The following is a 14,529-nucleotide window of genomic DNA, read 5'->3' as shown; positions in this document are numbered from 1 at the left end:
TTTTCTAATGATAAAGACACCCAGTTTAGGGTGTCTTTATATCCTCTATCTAATGTCTTTATAAGACACCCGTCATAAATCTGTAATATTTGATTAATCCAGCTGTCATCTAAACGCAATACAGTATCACCAAATTTCTCGGAAACACTCAAAATTATTTAGGAAGCTACATATGAGCCTTTCGCAATTGTTTAAAACAACGGTGATTGCATCAGCCGTTGCTGTTGGTTCTTTCGCCTTTGCGGCTGACAGTTTGGAGCCAGCGATAGAAGCAGGCAAAAAAATAAATCAATCAGCTGAAAAGTCACAACAAAAAATTGACCGTATCAGTGACGATATTCAAGAGCGCTTGCAGCAATTCAAAGCGATTAATAAAGAAATTGAAGGTTTGATGGTATACAACCGTCAGCTGGAAAAACAAATCGGCGCACAAGAAGCTGAAATGGCAGATATTAACGAGTCTATTGATAAGGTTTCAGTGGTCGAACGCCAGGTCACGCCATTGATGATACGCATGATAGACGGTTTAGAGCAATTTGTTGCTTTAGACGTACCTTTTTTACCAGACGAGCGCGCTAAGCGTATTGCCGATTTAAAAAGCATGATGGATCGTGCTGATGTTTCTCCGTCAGAAAAATTCCGTCGCGTATTGGAAGCTTATCAAGTGGAAGTAGATTATGGCAAAACGATAGAAGCTTATACAAGTACGTTAGAAATTGATGGTCAAGAGCGTGATGTCGATTTTTTACGTGTTGGCCGTGTGGCTTTGATTTATCAAACGCGTGATGGCAAAGACAGTGGTGCCTGGGATAACAATGCAAAAGAATTTGTTGAGTTATCACAAGAATATCGCACGCGCATCAGCAAAGGTTTACGAATCGCACGTAAGCAGCTGGCACCTGATTTGTTAATTTTGCCAATCAACTCAGCTGAGTAAGAGGATTGAATAAGATGAATAAAATGATAAAAAATACAATTGCTACAGTCGCATTGAGCACTGTCATGGCTTGCTCGGCATTTGCAGCAGAAAACAATCCGGTTAACTTAGATGAGTTATTAACTAAGCTTGAGCAAGGTCAATTATTTCAAAACAAACAAAATGCTCAGCGCGAAGCCGAGTTCATGGCGAAAAAAGATCAGCAAGTGCAAATGCTCAACGACGCAGCTGCGCGACGCGATCAGTTAGTCCAGAGAAGTGAAAATTTAGAAACAAAGTTTGAAGAAAACGAAATTCATTTAGCCGACTTAAGCGATACCTTAAATAACCGTATGGGTTCATTAAAGGAGCTATTTGGTGTTTTACAGCAAGTTTCTGGTGACTTACAAGGTAAATTTAAAACTTCAATCATTTCAGCTCAATTTCCTAACCGAGAAGTATTTTTAGACGAGCTGGCGCAAAAAATGGGGCAAAGCTCTAAACTTGCTTCGGTTGAAGAAATTGAGCGAGTATGGTTTGAATTACAACGTGAAATGACAGAGTCAGGTAAAGTTGTCCGTTTTAACGCCCCTGTCGTTTCAGCTGAAACCGGGACCAAAACTGAGCAAGAAGTGGTCCGAGTTGGTTCATTTAACCTAGTCTCAAATGGCAAATTTTTAGAGTTTGTTCAACAGACAGGTTCATTGGCTGAGCTGGGTCGTCAACCTGTAGACCGCTATCAAGAAACGGCATCAAATGTACAAGAAGCCAATGGTGAAATCGTACCTTTTGCATTAGATCCAACTGGTGGTTCTATTTTAGGTTTATTAGTACAAGCGCCTAACATGAAAGAGCGCGTTGAACAAGGTGGTACAGTTGGTTATGTTATTTTAGCGGTTGGCGCCGTTGGTGTATTACTTGCGATTTGGCGATTTATTGCACTTTCATTGATTGGTGGCAAGATCAAGCGTCAGCTAAAAGATCCAACACCACGCAAAGACAATGCCCTGGGGCGTGTTATGGCTGTTAAATCTGAAAACCCAGATGCTGACAGCGAGACTTTGGAGCTTAAGTTAAGTGAAGCGATTTTACGTGAAGTGCCTAAGATTTCAGCGTATTTAACCTTTATTAAAATCATCTCAGTGGTTGCTCCTTTATTAGGTCTATTAGGGACAGTAACGGGTATGATTAATACCTTCCAAGCCATTACCTTGTTCGGTACAGGTGACCCTAAATTAATGGCTGGTGGTATTTCACAAGCCTTGGTGACAACAGTATTAGGTTTGGTTGTTGCTATACCAACACTGTTACTTTACACCATATTAAATACTCGCAGCCGTGGTCTGATTTCTATCTTACAAGAGCAGAGCACAGGTATTATTGCAGAACGAGCTGAAGCCGAAGCAAAACAAGGAGAATAAGGTGTACACTTTATTCGAAATGATGGACGCAATTCAAAGTTTCATGGAAACTGGCGGTAATGTACTGCAGTGGATTGCGGCACTGATCTTCGTGATGTGGATACTGATATTCGAGCGAATCGCTTTTCTTAAATTTGGTTATAAACAATATGAAAAAAGCATTCGTGATTCTTGGGAAGCGCGCCGGGAGCGAACCTCCTGGAACGCGCACCAGATTCGACAAGCAGTTATCTCACGCGCGAACAATAAATTGAATCAAAACTTGATGCTATTAGGGGCTTTAGTCGCTTTATGTCCCTTATTAGGACTAATGGGAACGGTAACAGGCATGATCGAAGTATTCGATGTTATGGCCATCACTGGCACAGGTAGTGCGCGTTCTATGGCATCAGGCGTTTCGAAAGCAACAATTCCAACAATGGCCGGTATGGTAGGCGCACTATCCGGTGTATTTGCGCAAACCTGGTTAAACCGTACCGCGAAGCGTGAAGCTGAGTTGCTAGAAGATCATTTAACAATGGATCACTAATACAAGGTTATTAATTATGCGAGCAAGTCCATTAAATAAAATCATGGAAGAAGAAGAGCAGACTATTGATATGACGCCAATGCTGGACGTTGTATTTATCATGCTTATCTTTTTCATCGTTACCGCATCATTTGTCAAAGAATCTGGTATTGATGTTAACCGCCCGGATGCACCAACGGCCGTTAAAAAAGAACGTGCAAATATACTTATTGCAATTAGCGACAAAGGGGAAATTTGGATTGATAAGCGCCGCGTTGATGTGCGCGCAGTGCAAGCAAATATTGAGCGCTTAAAAGCAGAAAACCCGCAAGGTTCGGTGGTTGTTCAGGCCGATAAAAAAGCGGATGTAGAAACTTTAATTAAAGTCATGGATGCGTCTCGAGCAGCAGGCGCTTACGATGTTTCAATAGCGGCGAACGACTAATATTATGATTAGATATATAATCGCAATTGCCTTATCTGTAGTGATAACCTTTTTTATCTTCTACGGAATGCAGTCGCTGATTCAAAGCGGGGAAGGGGCTCTAACTGAGCCACCTCGTGGCAGCGTATTGGATTTTGTGAGAGTTAAAAAAGAGTCGTCGCCAGAAAAAAAGGACAGAAAACCGAAAAAGCCACCTAAACCACAAGAGCCACCACCGCCAATGGAGCAACCGCAAATGGATTCACCTGATCCAAATGCAAATGCGGTAAGCAATGATTTTGGCGCCGATATAGAGGCAGATGTTGGTTTAGAGGGTGGACTTTCATTAGAATCGGGTGATGGAGAATATTTACCCATAGTTAAAGTGCAGCCGATTTATCCAAGACGTGCTCAACAACGTGGTATTGAAGGTTATGTTATCGTTGAGTTTACCGTGAGTAAGCTAGGTACAGTGGTTAACCCAAGAGTAGTTGAAGCAGAGCCGGCAAATATCTTTGATAATGCAGCCTTGCAAGCAGCGGCGAAATTTAAATATAAGCCAAGGGTTGTAAACGGTGAACCAGTTGAAGTAGCTGGGGTTCAAAACCGGATTACCTTTAAAATTGACTAACGGGTGAGACAATGATGCATATTTCAAAAAAACTTGTGCTGATGGCATTACTCGCTACTTTAGGTAGTGCGCCAGTCGCATCCTTTGCTGCTGATGACACGGCAAAGCCAAACACAGTAAAAGTACCAGCGATGCGCTCGAAAGTATATGAGCAGCTCGCACGCGCTCAAAAATTAGCCGATGAAGGCAAGGCAGACGAAGCGATTGCAGCGCTGGATAATGTAAATAGTAAACGTAGCTCAATGAATAGTTATGAAATCGCTATGATGAATAACTTTTATGCGTTTATTTATTACAACATGGAGCGTGTTCCAGAAGCGATCGAGAGCTTTGAAAAAGTTGTTGCTGAAGAGGCTATACCTGAGAGTTTGCGTAAGAGTACTTTATACAGTTTAGCGCAGTTACATATGTCGCAAGAAAACTACCAAAAAACCATCCAGATGATGGAACGTTGGGTGAAAGCCGGTGGTGATGCGGATAATACCAACGCTATGGTACTTAAAGCACAAGCTTATTATCAGTTAAAAGAATATGAAAACGCATTAGCTGAGTTAAAACAGGCGATAAAAATTATTTCAGATGGTGGTGAAACACCAAAAGAAAGTCTGTTTGTTTTGCAGCGTGCGATTTATTATTCGCTCAAAGATCCAGCTGCAGTAACGGATGTGACTGAAACCCTAGTTCGTTTATTTAACAAACCTGAATATTGGATCCAGTTAGCGGGTTTATATGGCGAGATAGGATTAGAGAAAAAGCAGTTAGCGATGATGGAAGTCGCTTATCAGCAAGGTTTTATCACCAAACGTAGTGACATCCTGACACTTGCTCAATTGTATGTTTACCATCAAGTACCATACAAAGCGGCAGTATTATTAGATAAAGCTATTAAAGAGGGTGTGGTTGAAGATAGTGTTAAAAACCTGCAGTTTTTAGCACAAGCTTATACTTTGTCAAAAAATGATGAAGAAGCCGTTCCTGTATTAGCTAAAGCGGCAGAAAAATCAGAAGATGGCAATTTAGATGCGCAACTCGGCCAAACCTATCTGAATATGGAAAAATATGAAGAAGCCATTGCTGCCACTAAACGAGCTTTAGAAAAAGGAAATTTAAAAGACCAAGGCACAGCCCAGCTTGTGCTAGGCATGGCTTATTTCAATTTAAAACAGTTTGATAAATCATTGCAAGCGTTAGACGTTGCCGCTGAGCACCAGTCAAGCAAAGCCATGGCAACACAATGGAAAAAATACGTATCTAAAGAACAACAAAATGCAAAAGCGATGGCCGATATATCAGCCTAAACTTAGCTTTTATTTGTTTATGATTAAAAGGCGCTACGGCGCCTTTTTTGTTACATTTTTTGCTTCATTAAAGTTTTCAAGCTCGCATCTTGCTTCGAAATACTCTAAGCTAGCTAAGACGATTAGTTATCGTAGCGCATCTTTTTTCAATACAATAATTCTAACAATCCAGCGCCCTTGTAAGGCTTAATTTAGCAGCTTTATTTGCAATATTTATTCATTTCGAGTGGAGTTTATAATGAGTTTTCTGTTAGATTCTCGTTTGAAACGAGAATGTTTTGAAATTGCTGATTTAGAGTTAAGTAAACTTTTATTGATGAATAATCGCAGTGTGCCTTGGTTAATACTCGTGCCTAGAGTTGAAATGGTAGATGAAATTGTTGACTTAAGGGCGACCGAGCAAGCAATCTTGATGGATGAAATTAACTTAGTCAGCAAAATCATTCAAAAACAATTTTCGCCAGATAAACTAAATACAGCTGCGATCGGAAATATGGTACGTCAGTTACACATTCATATTGTCGGGCGCTATGTTATTGATCCCGCCTGGCCAGCGCCGGTGTGGGGAAATTTGCCAGTTAACCATTATCATGAAGGAGAAGCACAGCAACGTATTCAACTGTTGCGGCACGCAGTTTGTGTTTAATTCATAAAGCAGCCTTATGATCGGTATTTTGCAGTAAACAATGAGCAAGCTATTAATTTGTGAAGCATCACTTATACTTGATAGCATAAAGTAAGAATCGTAAATTTTAAGTACAATTTAGAGGAAAAGACTGTGTTAGAAGCATATAGAAAACACGTCGCTGAACGTGCAGAACAAGGCATAGTTCCTAAGCCACTGGATGCGGAACAAACAGCACAACTAGTTGAGCTGTTAAAAAATCCCCCCCAAGGAGAAGAAGATTTTCTCTATGAGCTAATTGCAAACCGGGTACCGCCTGGGGTAGATGATGCCGCTTACGTAAAAGCTGGTTTTTTAGCTGCGATAGCTAAAGGCGAAACCAGTTCACCAATTATCACTGCGGAGCAAGCAACAGAGTTATTAGGCACTATGTTGGGTGGGTACAACATTCAGCCATTAATAGACTTGTTAGATGATGACAAGCTTGCGCCGATCGCAGGCAAAGCATTATCAAAAACTTTATTAATGTTTGATGCATTTCATGATGTAAAAGAAAAAGCAGACGCTGGTAATACTGAAGCGAAAGCTGTGATTCAGTCATGGGCTGATGCTGAGTGGTTCACGAGCAAACCAGAAATCGCTGAAAAAATTACGGTCACTGTTTTTAAAGTATCAGGCGAAACGAACACGGATGACTTATCTCCAGCGCCGGATGCTTGGTCTCGTCCAGACATTCCATTGCATGCGCTTGCTATGCTAAAAAATGAGCGTGAAGGAATAGAGCCCGATGTACCCGGCGAAGTCGGTCCAATTAAACAAATCGAAGCGCTGCAAGAAAAAGGTTTCCCTTTAGCTTACGTAGGGGATGTTGTCGGTACAGGCTCGTCACGTAAATCTGCGACTAACTCAGTGCTTTGGTTTATGGGTGAAGAAATCCCATATGTACCAAACAAAAAAAATGGTGGTGTTTGTTTAGGTGGTAAAATCGCACCTATCTTCTTTAATACGATGGAAGATTCAGGTGCTTTGCCAATTGAATTAGACGTTGATAAAATGGAAATGGGTGATGTGATTGATATCTATCCATTTGAAAAATGTGTTAAACGTCATGGCACCGATGAAGTTATCAGCACTTTTGATTATAAATCGAACATTATTTTAGACGAAGTTCGTGCCGGTGGTCGTATACCATTAATCATTGGGCGCGGGTTAACAGATAAAGCAAGGGAAGTTTTAGGTTTAGAACCGTCTGATGTCTTTAAACGTCCAGAAGTTGTCGAAGCCAATGATAAAGGTTTTACATTAGCACAAAAAATGGTTGGTAAAGCTTGTGGTGTTGAAGGTGTACGTCCTGGACAATACTGTGAACCCAAAATGACGACTGTGGGATCGCAAGATACCACAGGCCCAATGACTCGAGACGAGCTAAAAGACTTAGCTTGTTTAGGTTTTTCTGCTGACTTAGTGATGCAGTCATTCTGTCATACCAGTGCCTATCCTAAACCAGTCGACGTTGATACACACCACACATTACCTGATTTTATCATGAACCGTGGTGGTGTTTCATTGCGTCCTGGTGATGGCATTATTCACTCGTGGTTAAACCGCATGTTATTACCAGACACTGTGGGTACTGGTGGTGATTCCCATACTCGTTTTCCTTTAGGTATTTCATTCCCTGCGGGGTCTGGTTTAGTTGCTTTTGCTGCCGCGACAGGTGTTATGCCGTTAGATATGCCAGAATCTGTATTAGTACGCTTTAAAGGGAAAATGCAGCCTGGTATCACCTTGCGTGACTTAGTCCATGCGATTCCTCTATACGCCATTAAACAAGGCTTATTAACCGTTGAAAAACGAGGTAAGAAAAATGCGTTTTCTGGCCGAGTTTTAGAGATCGAAGGGTTAGAGCACTTAACGGTAGAGCAAGCGTTTGAATTATCAGATGCATCGGCAGAGCGTAGTGCTGGTGGTTGTACAATTAACCTCAGCGAAGAATCAATTGCCGAATATCTGAAATCTAATATCACTATGCTTAAGTGGATGATCAGCGAAGGCTATGGTGATGTGCGCACAATCGAACGCCGAATTTTAGCAATGGAAGAGTGGTTAGCTAATCCAACACTGATGCGTGCGGATAAAGATGCTGAATACGCTGAAGTCATTGAAATTGACTTAGCCGAAATTAAAGAGCCAATTTTATGTGCGCCGAACGATCCAGATGACGCAAGAACTTTATCGGATGTTGCGGGTGATAAGGTTGATGAGGTTTTCATTGGTTCTTGTATGACGAATATCGGCCACTTCCGCGCAGCGGGTAAACTCATTGATAAGTTCAAAGGCACAATCCCAACACGGTTATGGGTTGCTCCACCCACTAAAATGGACCAGGCTCAATTAACTGAAGAAGGTTATTATAGTATCTTTGGTCGTTCGGGTGCGCGTATTGAAACACCAGGGTGTTCACTGTGCATGGGTAACCAAGCCCGGGTAGCAGACGGTGCCACAGTACTGTCAACATCAACTCGTAACTTCCCGAATCGATTAGGTAAAGGTGCAAATGTTTATTTAGCATCCGCCGAATTATCAGTAGTGGGTTCTATCTTAGGTCGCATTCCGACCGCAGATGAATATTTAGAGTATGCAAAAGAAATTGATGCGACAGCTGCTGATACATATCGTTATTTGAACTTCCACTTAATGGATGCTTACACAGAAAAAGCAGACAAAGTGATTGTTCAGCAACCAGCCTAAACGGATAGGTTGAATAGATGACACTAAAACCCGGCATTTGCCGGGTTTTTATTTTTCATACCAGATTTTATTTACGTACCAACGACAGCTGCCTTCAGGGGTTTTAACGATTACTTCGTCATCTATTTGCGCTTTTATCAAGGCTCTTGCCATCGGAGAGTCGATAGAGATCGCGTCTTTACGGTCATATATTTCATCCACACCAACAATTTGCAGTTGTTTATTTTGTGTCTGCTCATTTTCTATTTCGACCCAAGCGCCAAAATATACACGGCCTTCTTGTTGCGGTGAATAATCGACTATTTGGAATTCTTCAAAGCGCTTACGTAAATAGCGAACACGCCTGTCTATTTGTCTTAATAAGCGCTTATTGTATTGATAGTCAGCATTTTCCGAGCGATCACCCAAACTAGCTGCCCAAGTGACAATTTTGGTCACCTCAGGACGTTTTTTAAACCATAGCTCATCATGTTCAGCTTTTAATTTGTTATAACCGCGGCGGGTAACCAGTTTATTTTTCATGTTATCTATATCCAAGTCTTGCTTTAACGGCGAATAATAAAATAGTGACTGGTCAACTGGCAAACAAGGAGTGTAAAAATAACAGGAGAATCGGCGTATATTTGAACGTATCGTGCAAAAAACAAACGAACAAAATTAATTTGATTATTTTTACTAAAAAAGCATTGACGGCACTTAATATCTCTCTATAATGCGCCCCCACAACGCAGCGACACGGCAACAAACGCCGGGAAGCAAAGCGACGCAAGTTAAGCCCAATCGGCTCAAACTAAAAAGTTTTAAACGATTGAAAATAAAGGCTTGACAAGCAAGTTGAGAAGCGTAAAATGCGCGCCTCACTTGAGCAGTTTAAAACAACCGCTCAAGCAAAATGTTCTTTAAAAATTTGGTAACCTTATTTATCTGTGTGGGCACTCGCATCATTTGAATAGACAAAAAATTATTCAGTTGATTGAGTGACTAAACAGTCAATTCAGTACGATTGAAGCAAAGATTAAAACTTTTTTTGAAGAGTTTGATCATGGCTCAGATTGAACGCTGGCGGCAGGCCTAACACATGCAAGTCGAGCGGAAACGAGAATAGCTTGCTATTCGGCGTCGAGCGGCGGACGGGTGAGTAATGCTTGGGGATCTGCCTCGTTGTGGGGGATAACCATTGGAAACGATGGCTAATACCGCATAATACCTACGGGTTAAAGAGGGCTTAGGCTCTTGCGACGAGATGAACCCAAGTGAGATTAGCTAGTTGGTGAGGTAATGGCTCACCAAGGCGACGATCTCTAGCTGGTTTGAGAGGATGATCAGCCACACTGGAACTGAGACACGGTCCAGACTCCTACGGGAGGCAGCAGTGGGGAATATTGCACAATGGGCGCAAGCCTGATGCAGCCATGCCGCGTGTGTGAAGAAGGCCTTCGGGTTGTAAAGCACTTTCAGCAGTGAGGAAAGGGTGTTGGTTAATACCCATCATCTGTGACGTTAACTGCAGAAGAAGCACCGGCTAACTCCGTGCCAGCAGCCGCGGTAATACGGAGGGTGCGAGCGTTAATCGGAATTACTGGGCGTAAAGCGCACGTAGGTGGATAGATAAGCTGGTTGTGAAAAACCGGAGCTCAACTCCGGCCGTGCATCCAGAACTGTCTGTCTAGAGTAAGGGAGAGGGGGGTAGAATTTCAGGTGTAGCGGTGAAATGCGTAGAGATCTGAAGGAATACCGGTGGCGAAGGCGGCCCCCTGGCCCATTACTGACACTGAGGTGCGAAAGCGTGGGTAGCGAACAGGATTAGATACCCTGGTAGTCCACGCCGTAAACGATGTCTACTTGCTGTGTGTGTCTTTAAGACGTGCGTAGCGCAGCTAACGCGATAAGTAGACCGCCTGGGGAGTACGGCCGCAAGGTTAAAACTCAAATGAATTGACGGGGGCCCGCACAAGCGGTGGAGCATGTGGTTTAATTCGATGCAACGCGAAGAACCTTACCATCCCTTGACATCCACAGGAGAGCGTAGAGATATGCTTGTGCCTTCGGGAACTGTGAGACAGGTGCTGCATGGCTGTCGTCAGCTCGTGTTGTGAAATGTTGGGTTAAGTCCCGCAACGAGCGCAACCCTTATCCTTAGTTGCCAGCATTTAGTTGGGGACTCTAAGGAGACTGCCGGTGATAAACCGGAGGAAGGTGGGGACGACGTCAAGTCATCATGGCCCTTACGGGATGGGCTACACACGTGCTACAATGGACAGTACAGAGGGAAGCGAACTTGCGAGAGTAAGCGGATCCCTTAAAGCTGTTCGTAGTCCGGATTGGAGTCTGCAACTCGACTCCATGAAGTCGGAATCGCTAGTAATCGCAGATCAGAATGCTGCGGTGAATACGTTCCCGGGCCTTGTACACACCGCCCGTCACACCATGGGAGTGGGCTGCAAAAGAAGTAGGTAGCTTAACATTGGGCGCTTACCACTTTGTGGTTCATGACTGGGGTGAAGTCGTAACAAGGTAGCCCTAGGGGAACCTGGGGCTGGATCACCTCCTTAACGATGCTATTTAAAGTGCTGAGTGTTCACACAGATAAATAATGGGTTACTAAATATAAAGCTATTGATATCAGCGCAAAGTGAATGTTAATCATTTTGCAGTGATATCAATCACCTGCTCTTTAACAATCTGGATTGTAGTAAATATCTCTAATAGAGAATTAAATTTGTTCAATTTAAAACTGAAACGAGTTTGATCAAGCAAGACCAAGTATTCAATAAACGATGGTGCTTATTGTATAACCTGATAAACATTCGGGTTGTATGGTTAAGTGACTAAGCGTGCACGGTGGATGCCTTGGCAATTGGAGGCGATGAAGGACGTGTTAATCTGCGATAAGCTATGACGAGTCGATAAAAGACGCATGAGTTATAGATTTCCGAATGGGGCAACCCACCCTTTTAGGGTATCTTAATGTGAATATATAGCATTAAGAAGCGAACCGGGAGAACTGAAACATCTAAGTACCCCGAGGAAAAGAAATCAACCGAGATACCGAAAGTAGCGGCGAGCGAAATCGGTGCAGCCGATAAGATTAAGTCCAGCAGAACATTCTGGAAAGTTTGGCCATAGCAGGTGACAGCCCTGTATGCGAAAGACTTAAGCTTACATATTAAGTAGGTCGGGACACGTGATATCCTGACTGAAGATGGGGGGACCATCCTCCAAGGCTAAATACTCCCAATTGACCGATAGTGAACCAGTACCGTGAGGGAAAGGCGAAAAGAACCCCTGTGAGGGGAGTGAAATAGAACCTGAAACCGTGTACGTACAAGCAGTGGGAGCTCTTCGGAGTGACTGCGTACCTTTTGTATAATGGGTCAGCGACTTATATTTTGTAGCGAGGTTAACCGAATAGGGAAGCCGTAGCGAAAGCGAGTCTTAACTGGGCGCTTAGTTGCAAGGTATAGACCCGAAACCCGGCGATCTACCCATGGGCAGGTTGAAGGTTGAGTAACATCAACTGGAGGACCGAACTCACTAACGTTGAAAAGTTAGGAGATGACTTGTGGGTCGGAGTGAAAGGCTAATCAAGCCGGGAGATAGCTGGTTCTCCCCGAAAGCTATTTAGGTAGCGCCTCGGACGAATACCACTGGGGGTAGAGCACTGTTAAGGCTAGGGGGTCATCCCGACTTACCAACCCTTTGCAAACTCCGAATACCAGTGAGTACTATCCGGGAGACACACGGCGGGTGCTAACGTCCGTCGTGAAGAGGGCAACAACCCAGACCGCCAGCTAAGGTCCCAAATACCAATTAAGTGGGAAACGATGTGGGAAGGCTTAGACAGCTAGGAGGTTGGCTTAGAAGCAGCCACCCTTTAAAGAAAGCGTAATAGCTCACTAGTCGAGTCGGCCTGCGCGGAAGATGTAACGGGGCTAAATTGGTAACCGAAGCTGCGGATTTAATCTTAGATTAAGTGGTAGGGGAGCGTTCTGTAAGTGGATGAAGGTGTGTTGTAAAGCATGCTGGACATATCAGAAGTGCGAATGCTGACATGAGTAACGATAAAGCGGGTGAAAAACCCGCTCGCCGAAAGACCAAGGTTTCCTGTCCCATGCTAATCAGGGCAGGGTAAGTCGGCCCCTAAGGTGAGGGCGAAAGCCGTAATCGATGGGAAACGGGTTAATATTCCCGTACTTTTATTGACTGCGATGGAGAGACGGAGAAGGCTAAACTGGCTTGGCGATGGTTGTCCAAGTGAAAAGTTGTAGGTTGAGGGCTTAGGCAAATCCGGGCCCTTAAGACTGAGAACTGAGACGAGTATCTACGGATACGAAGCAGTTGATGCCCGGCTTCCAGGAAAATCTTCTAAGCTTCAGGTCAATAAAAACCGTACCCCAAACCGACACAGGTGGTCAGGTAGAGAATACTAAGGCGCTTGAGAGAACCCGGGTGAAGGAACTAGGCAAAATAGTACCGTAACTTCGGGAGAAGGTACGCCACGTTATTGTGAAAGGCTTAACGTCTGGAGCGAGAGGTGGTCGAAGTAACCAGGTGGCTGGAACTGTTTATTAAAAACACAGCACTCTGCTAATTCGAAAGAAGACGTATAGGGTGTGACACCTGCCCGGTGCCGGAAGGTTAATTGATGGGGTTATCCATATGGAGAAGCTCTTGATCGAAGCCCCGGTAAACGGCGGCCGTAACTATAACGGTCCTAAGGTAGCGAAATTCCTTGTCGGGTAAGTTCCGACCTGCACGAATGGTGTAATCATGGCCACGCTGTCTCCACCCGGGACTCAGTGAAATTGAACTTGCTGTGAAGATGCAGTGTACCCGCGGCTAGACGGAAAGACCCCGTGAACCTTTACTACAGCTTGGCAGTGAACATTGAACCTACATGTGTAGGATAGGTGGGAGGCTATGAATCAGCGTCGCTAGATGTTGTGGAGCCATCCTTGAAATACCACCCTTGTATGTTTGATGTTCTAACCTCGGCCCATCATCTGGGTCAGGGACACTGCCTGGTGGGTAGTTTGACTGGGGCGGTCTCCTCCCAAATAGTAACGGAGGAGCACGAAGGTTGGCTAAGTACGGTCGGACATCGTACGGTTAGTGCAATGGCATAAGCCAGCTTAACTGCGAGACAGACACGTCGAGCAGGTGCGAAAGCAGGTCATAGTGATCCGGTGGTTCTGAATGGAAGGGCCATCGCTCAACGGATAAAAGGTACTCCGGGGATAACAGGCTGATACCGCCCAAGAGTTCATATCGACGGCGGTGTTTGGCACCTCGATGTCGGCTCATCACATCCTGGGGCTGAAGTCGGTCCCAAGGGTATGGCTGTTCGCCATTTAAAGTGGTACGCGAGCTGGGTTTAGAACGTCGTGAGACAGTTCGGTCCCTATCTGCCGTGGGCGTTTGAGAATTGAGGGGGGCTTCTCCTAGTACGAGAGGACCGGAGTGGACGAACCTCTGGTGTTCCGGTTGTTCTGCCAAGAGCATTGCCGGGTAGCTAAGTTCGGAATCGATAACCGCTGAAAGCATCTAAGCGGGAAGCGAGCCCCAAGATGAGTTTTCACAGACCCTAGAGGTCCTGTAGGGCCCTTGTAGACTACAAGGTTGATAGGTTGGGTGTGTAAGTGCTGTGAGGCATTGAGCTAACCAATACTAATTGCCCGTGCGGCTTAACCATACAACGCCAAATGTTTATTGGGTTAAACTCGAAGCGAAAGCGAAAAACAGAATAAAGCGAACAAATTTAAAACTACAATCAAGATTGTGACCAGTTTATGCCTGACGGCGATAGCATTGTGGAACCACCTGATCCATTTCGAACTCAGAAGTGAAACACAATAGCGGCGATGGTAGTGTGGGGTTTCCCATGTGAGAGTAGCACACCGTCAGGCTTCTCCTTCGAAGCCCTGAGTGAATACTCAGGGCTTTTTTTATACCTGC

General features: G+C 44.2%; 9 protein-coding genes and 3 rRNA genes. 11 read left to right on the top strand and 1 reads right to left on the bottom strand.

Annotated elements, in window-relative coordinates; genetic code table 11:
• The first annotated feature begins 172 nt into the window (after positions 1-172).
• The 8 genes from C727_RS0100060 to acnB all read left to right on the top strand — a co-directional run bounded on the left by C727_RS0100060 (position 173) and on the right by acnB (position 8,574).
• Positions 173-937, top strand: a complete 765-nt coding sequence (locus C727_RS0100060; RefSeq protein ID WP_017443579.1) for a DUF3450 domain-containing protein — start codon at positions 173-175, stop codon at positions 935-937.
• A gap of 14 nt (positions 938-951) precedes the next feature.
• On the top strand, positions 952-2,337 hold the full coding sequence (locus C727_RS0100055; RefSeq protein WP_017443578.1) for a MotA/TolQ/ExbB proton channel family protein: 1,386 nt from the start codon (positions 952-954) through the stop codon (positions 2,335-2,337).
• A gap of 1 nt (position 2,338) precedes the next feature.
• Entirely contained in the window at positions 2,339-2,866 is a 528-nt protein-coding gene (locus tag C727_RS0100050; RefSeq protein ID WP_155949137.1) for a MotA/TolQ/ExbB proton channel family protein, read from the top strand.
• A gap of 16 nt (positions 2,867-2,882) precedes the next feature.
• A complete protein-coding gene (locus C727_RS0100045) occupies positions 2,883-3,290 on the top strand; it encodes an ExbD/TolR family protein (protein ID WP_017443576.1) in 408 nt (135 codons plus the stop codon).
• A gap of 4 nt (positions 3,291-3,294) precedes the next feature.
• The gene (locus tag C727_RS0100040) at positions 3,295-3,900 is read left to right on the top strand and encodes an energy transducer TonB (RefSeq protein ID WP_026052469.1); all 606 of its coding nucleotides are present in this window, start codon (positions 3,295-3,297) and stop codon (positions 3,898-3,900) included.
• Between the two features lie 11 nt (positions 3,901-3,911).
• On the top strand, positions 3,912-5,198 hold the full coding sequence (locus tag C727_RS0100035; protein WP_017443574.1) for a tetratricopeptide repeat protein: 1,287 nt from the start codon (positions 3,912-3,914) through the stop codon (positions 5,196-5,198).
• A 238-nt stretch (positions 5,199-5,436) separates the two neighbouring features.
• On the top strand, positions 5,437-5,844 hold the full coding sequence (locus C727_RS0100030; RefSeq protein ID WP_017443573.1) for an HIT family protein: 408 nt from the start codon (positions 5,437-5,439) through the stop codon (positions 5,842-5,844).
• A 132-nt stretch (positions 5,845-5,976) separates the two neighbouring features.
• The gene (gene acnB / locus C727_RS0100025; protein WP_017443572.1) at positions 5,977-8,574 is read left to right on the top strand and encodes a bifunctional aconitate hydratase 2/2-methylisocitrate dehydratase; all 2,598 of its coding nucleotides are present in this window, start codon (positions 5,977-5,979) and stop codon (positions 8,572-8,574) included.
• Positions 8,575-8,622: 48 nt separating this feature from the next.
• Here acnB and greB read toward each other — a convergent pair whose 3' ends face one another.
• Entirely contained in the window at positions 8,623-9,096 is a 474-nt protein-coding gene (gene greB, locus C727_RS0100020; RefSeq protein WP_017443571.1) for a transcription elongation factor GreB, read from the bottom strand.
• A 502-nt stretch (positions 9,097-9,598) separates the two neighbouring features.
• Between greB and C727_RS0100015 the strand changes: the two genes are divergently transcribed.
• From C727_RS0100015 to rrf, 3 genes are all read left to right on the top strand, one after another.
• Positions 9,599-11,126 (top strand): 16S ribosomal RNA (locus C727_RS0100015).
• 266 nt (positions 11,127-11,392) lie between these two features.
• A 23S ribosomal RNA gene (locus C727_RS0100010) occupies positions 11,393-14,266 on the top strand.
• 100 nt (positions 14,267-14,366) lie between these two features.
• A 5S ribosomal RNA gene (rrf, locus tag C727_RS0100005) occupies positions 14,367-14,480 on the top strand.
• Together the 16S, 23S and 5S rRNA genes form the textbook arrangement of a ribosomal RNA operon.
• The last annotated feature ends 49 nt before the right edge of the window (positions 14,481-14,529 follow it).

It is taken from the genome of Gayadomonas joobiniege G7 (genome assembly GCF_000300815.1).
In the GTDB taxonomy this organism is placed as follows: Bacteria; Pseudomonadota; Gammaproteobacteria; order Enterobacterales; family Alteromonadaceae; genus Catenovulum; species Catenovulum joobiniege.
This window is presented reverse-complemented; position numbering and strand designations above follow the sequence as displayed.

What these genes read in the sequence shown, in the direction of transcription:
- C727_RS0100060 (WP_017443579.1), top strand. Translation starts at nt 173, where the DNA reads ATGAGCCTTTCGCAATTGTTTAAAACAACGGTGATTGCATCAGCCGTT.
- C727_RS0100055 (WP_017443578.1), top strand. Translation starts at nt 952, where the DNA reads ATGAATAAAATGATAAAAAATACAATTGCTACAGTCGCATTGAGCACT.
- C727_RS0100045 (WP_017443576.1), top strand. Translation starts at nt 2,883, where the DNA reads ATGCGAGCAAGTCCATTAAATAAAATCATGGAAGAAGAAGAGCAGACT.
- C727_RS0100040 (WP_026052469.1), top strand. Translation starts at nt 3,295, where the DNA reads ATGATTAGATATATAATCGCAATTGCCTTATCTGTAGTGATAACCTTT.
- C727_RS0100035 (WP_017443574.1), top strand. Translation starts at nt 3,912, where the DNA reads ATGATGCATATTTCAAAAAAACTTGTGCTGATGGCATTACTCGCTACT.
- C727_RS0100030 (WP_017443573.1), top strand. Translation starts at nt 5,437, where the DNA reads ATGAGTTTTCTGTTAGATTCTCGTTTGAAACGAGAATGTTTTGAAATT.
- greB (WP_017443571.1), bottom strand. Translation starts at nt 9,096, where the DNA reads ATGAAAAATAAACTGGTTACCCGCCGCGGTTATAACAAATTAAAAGCT.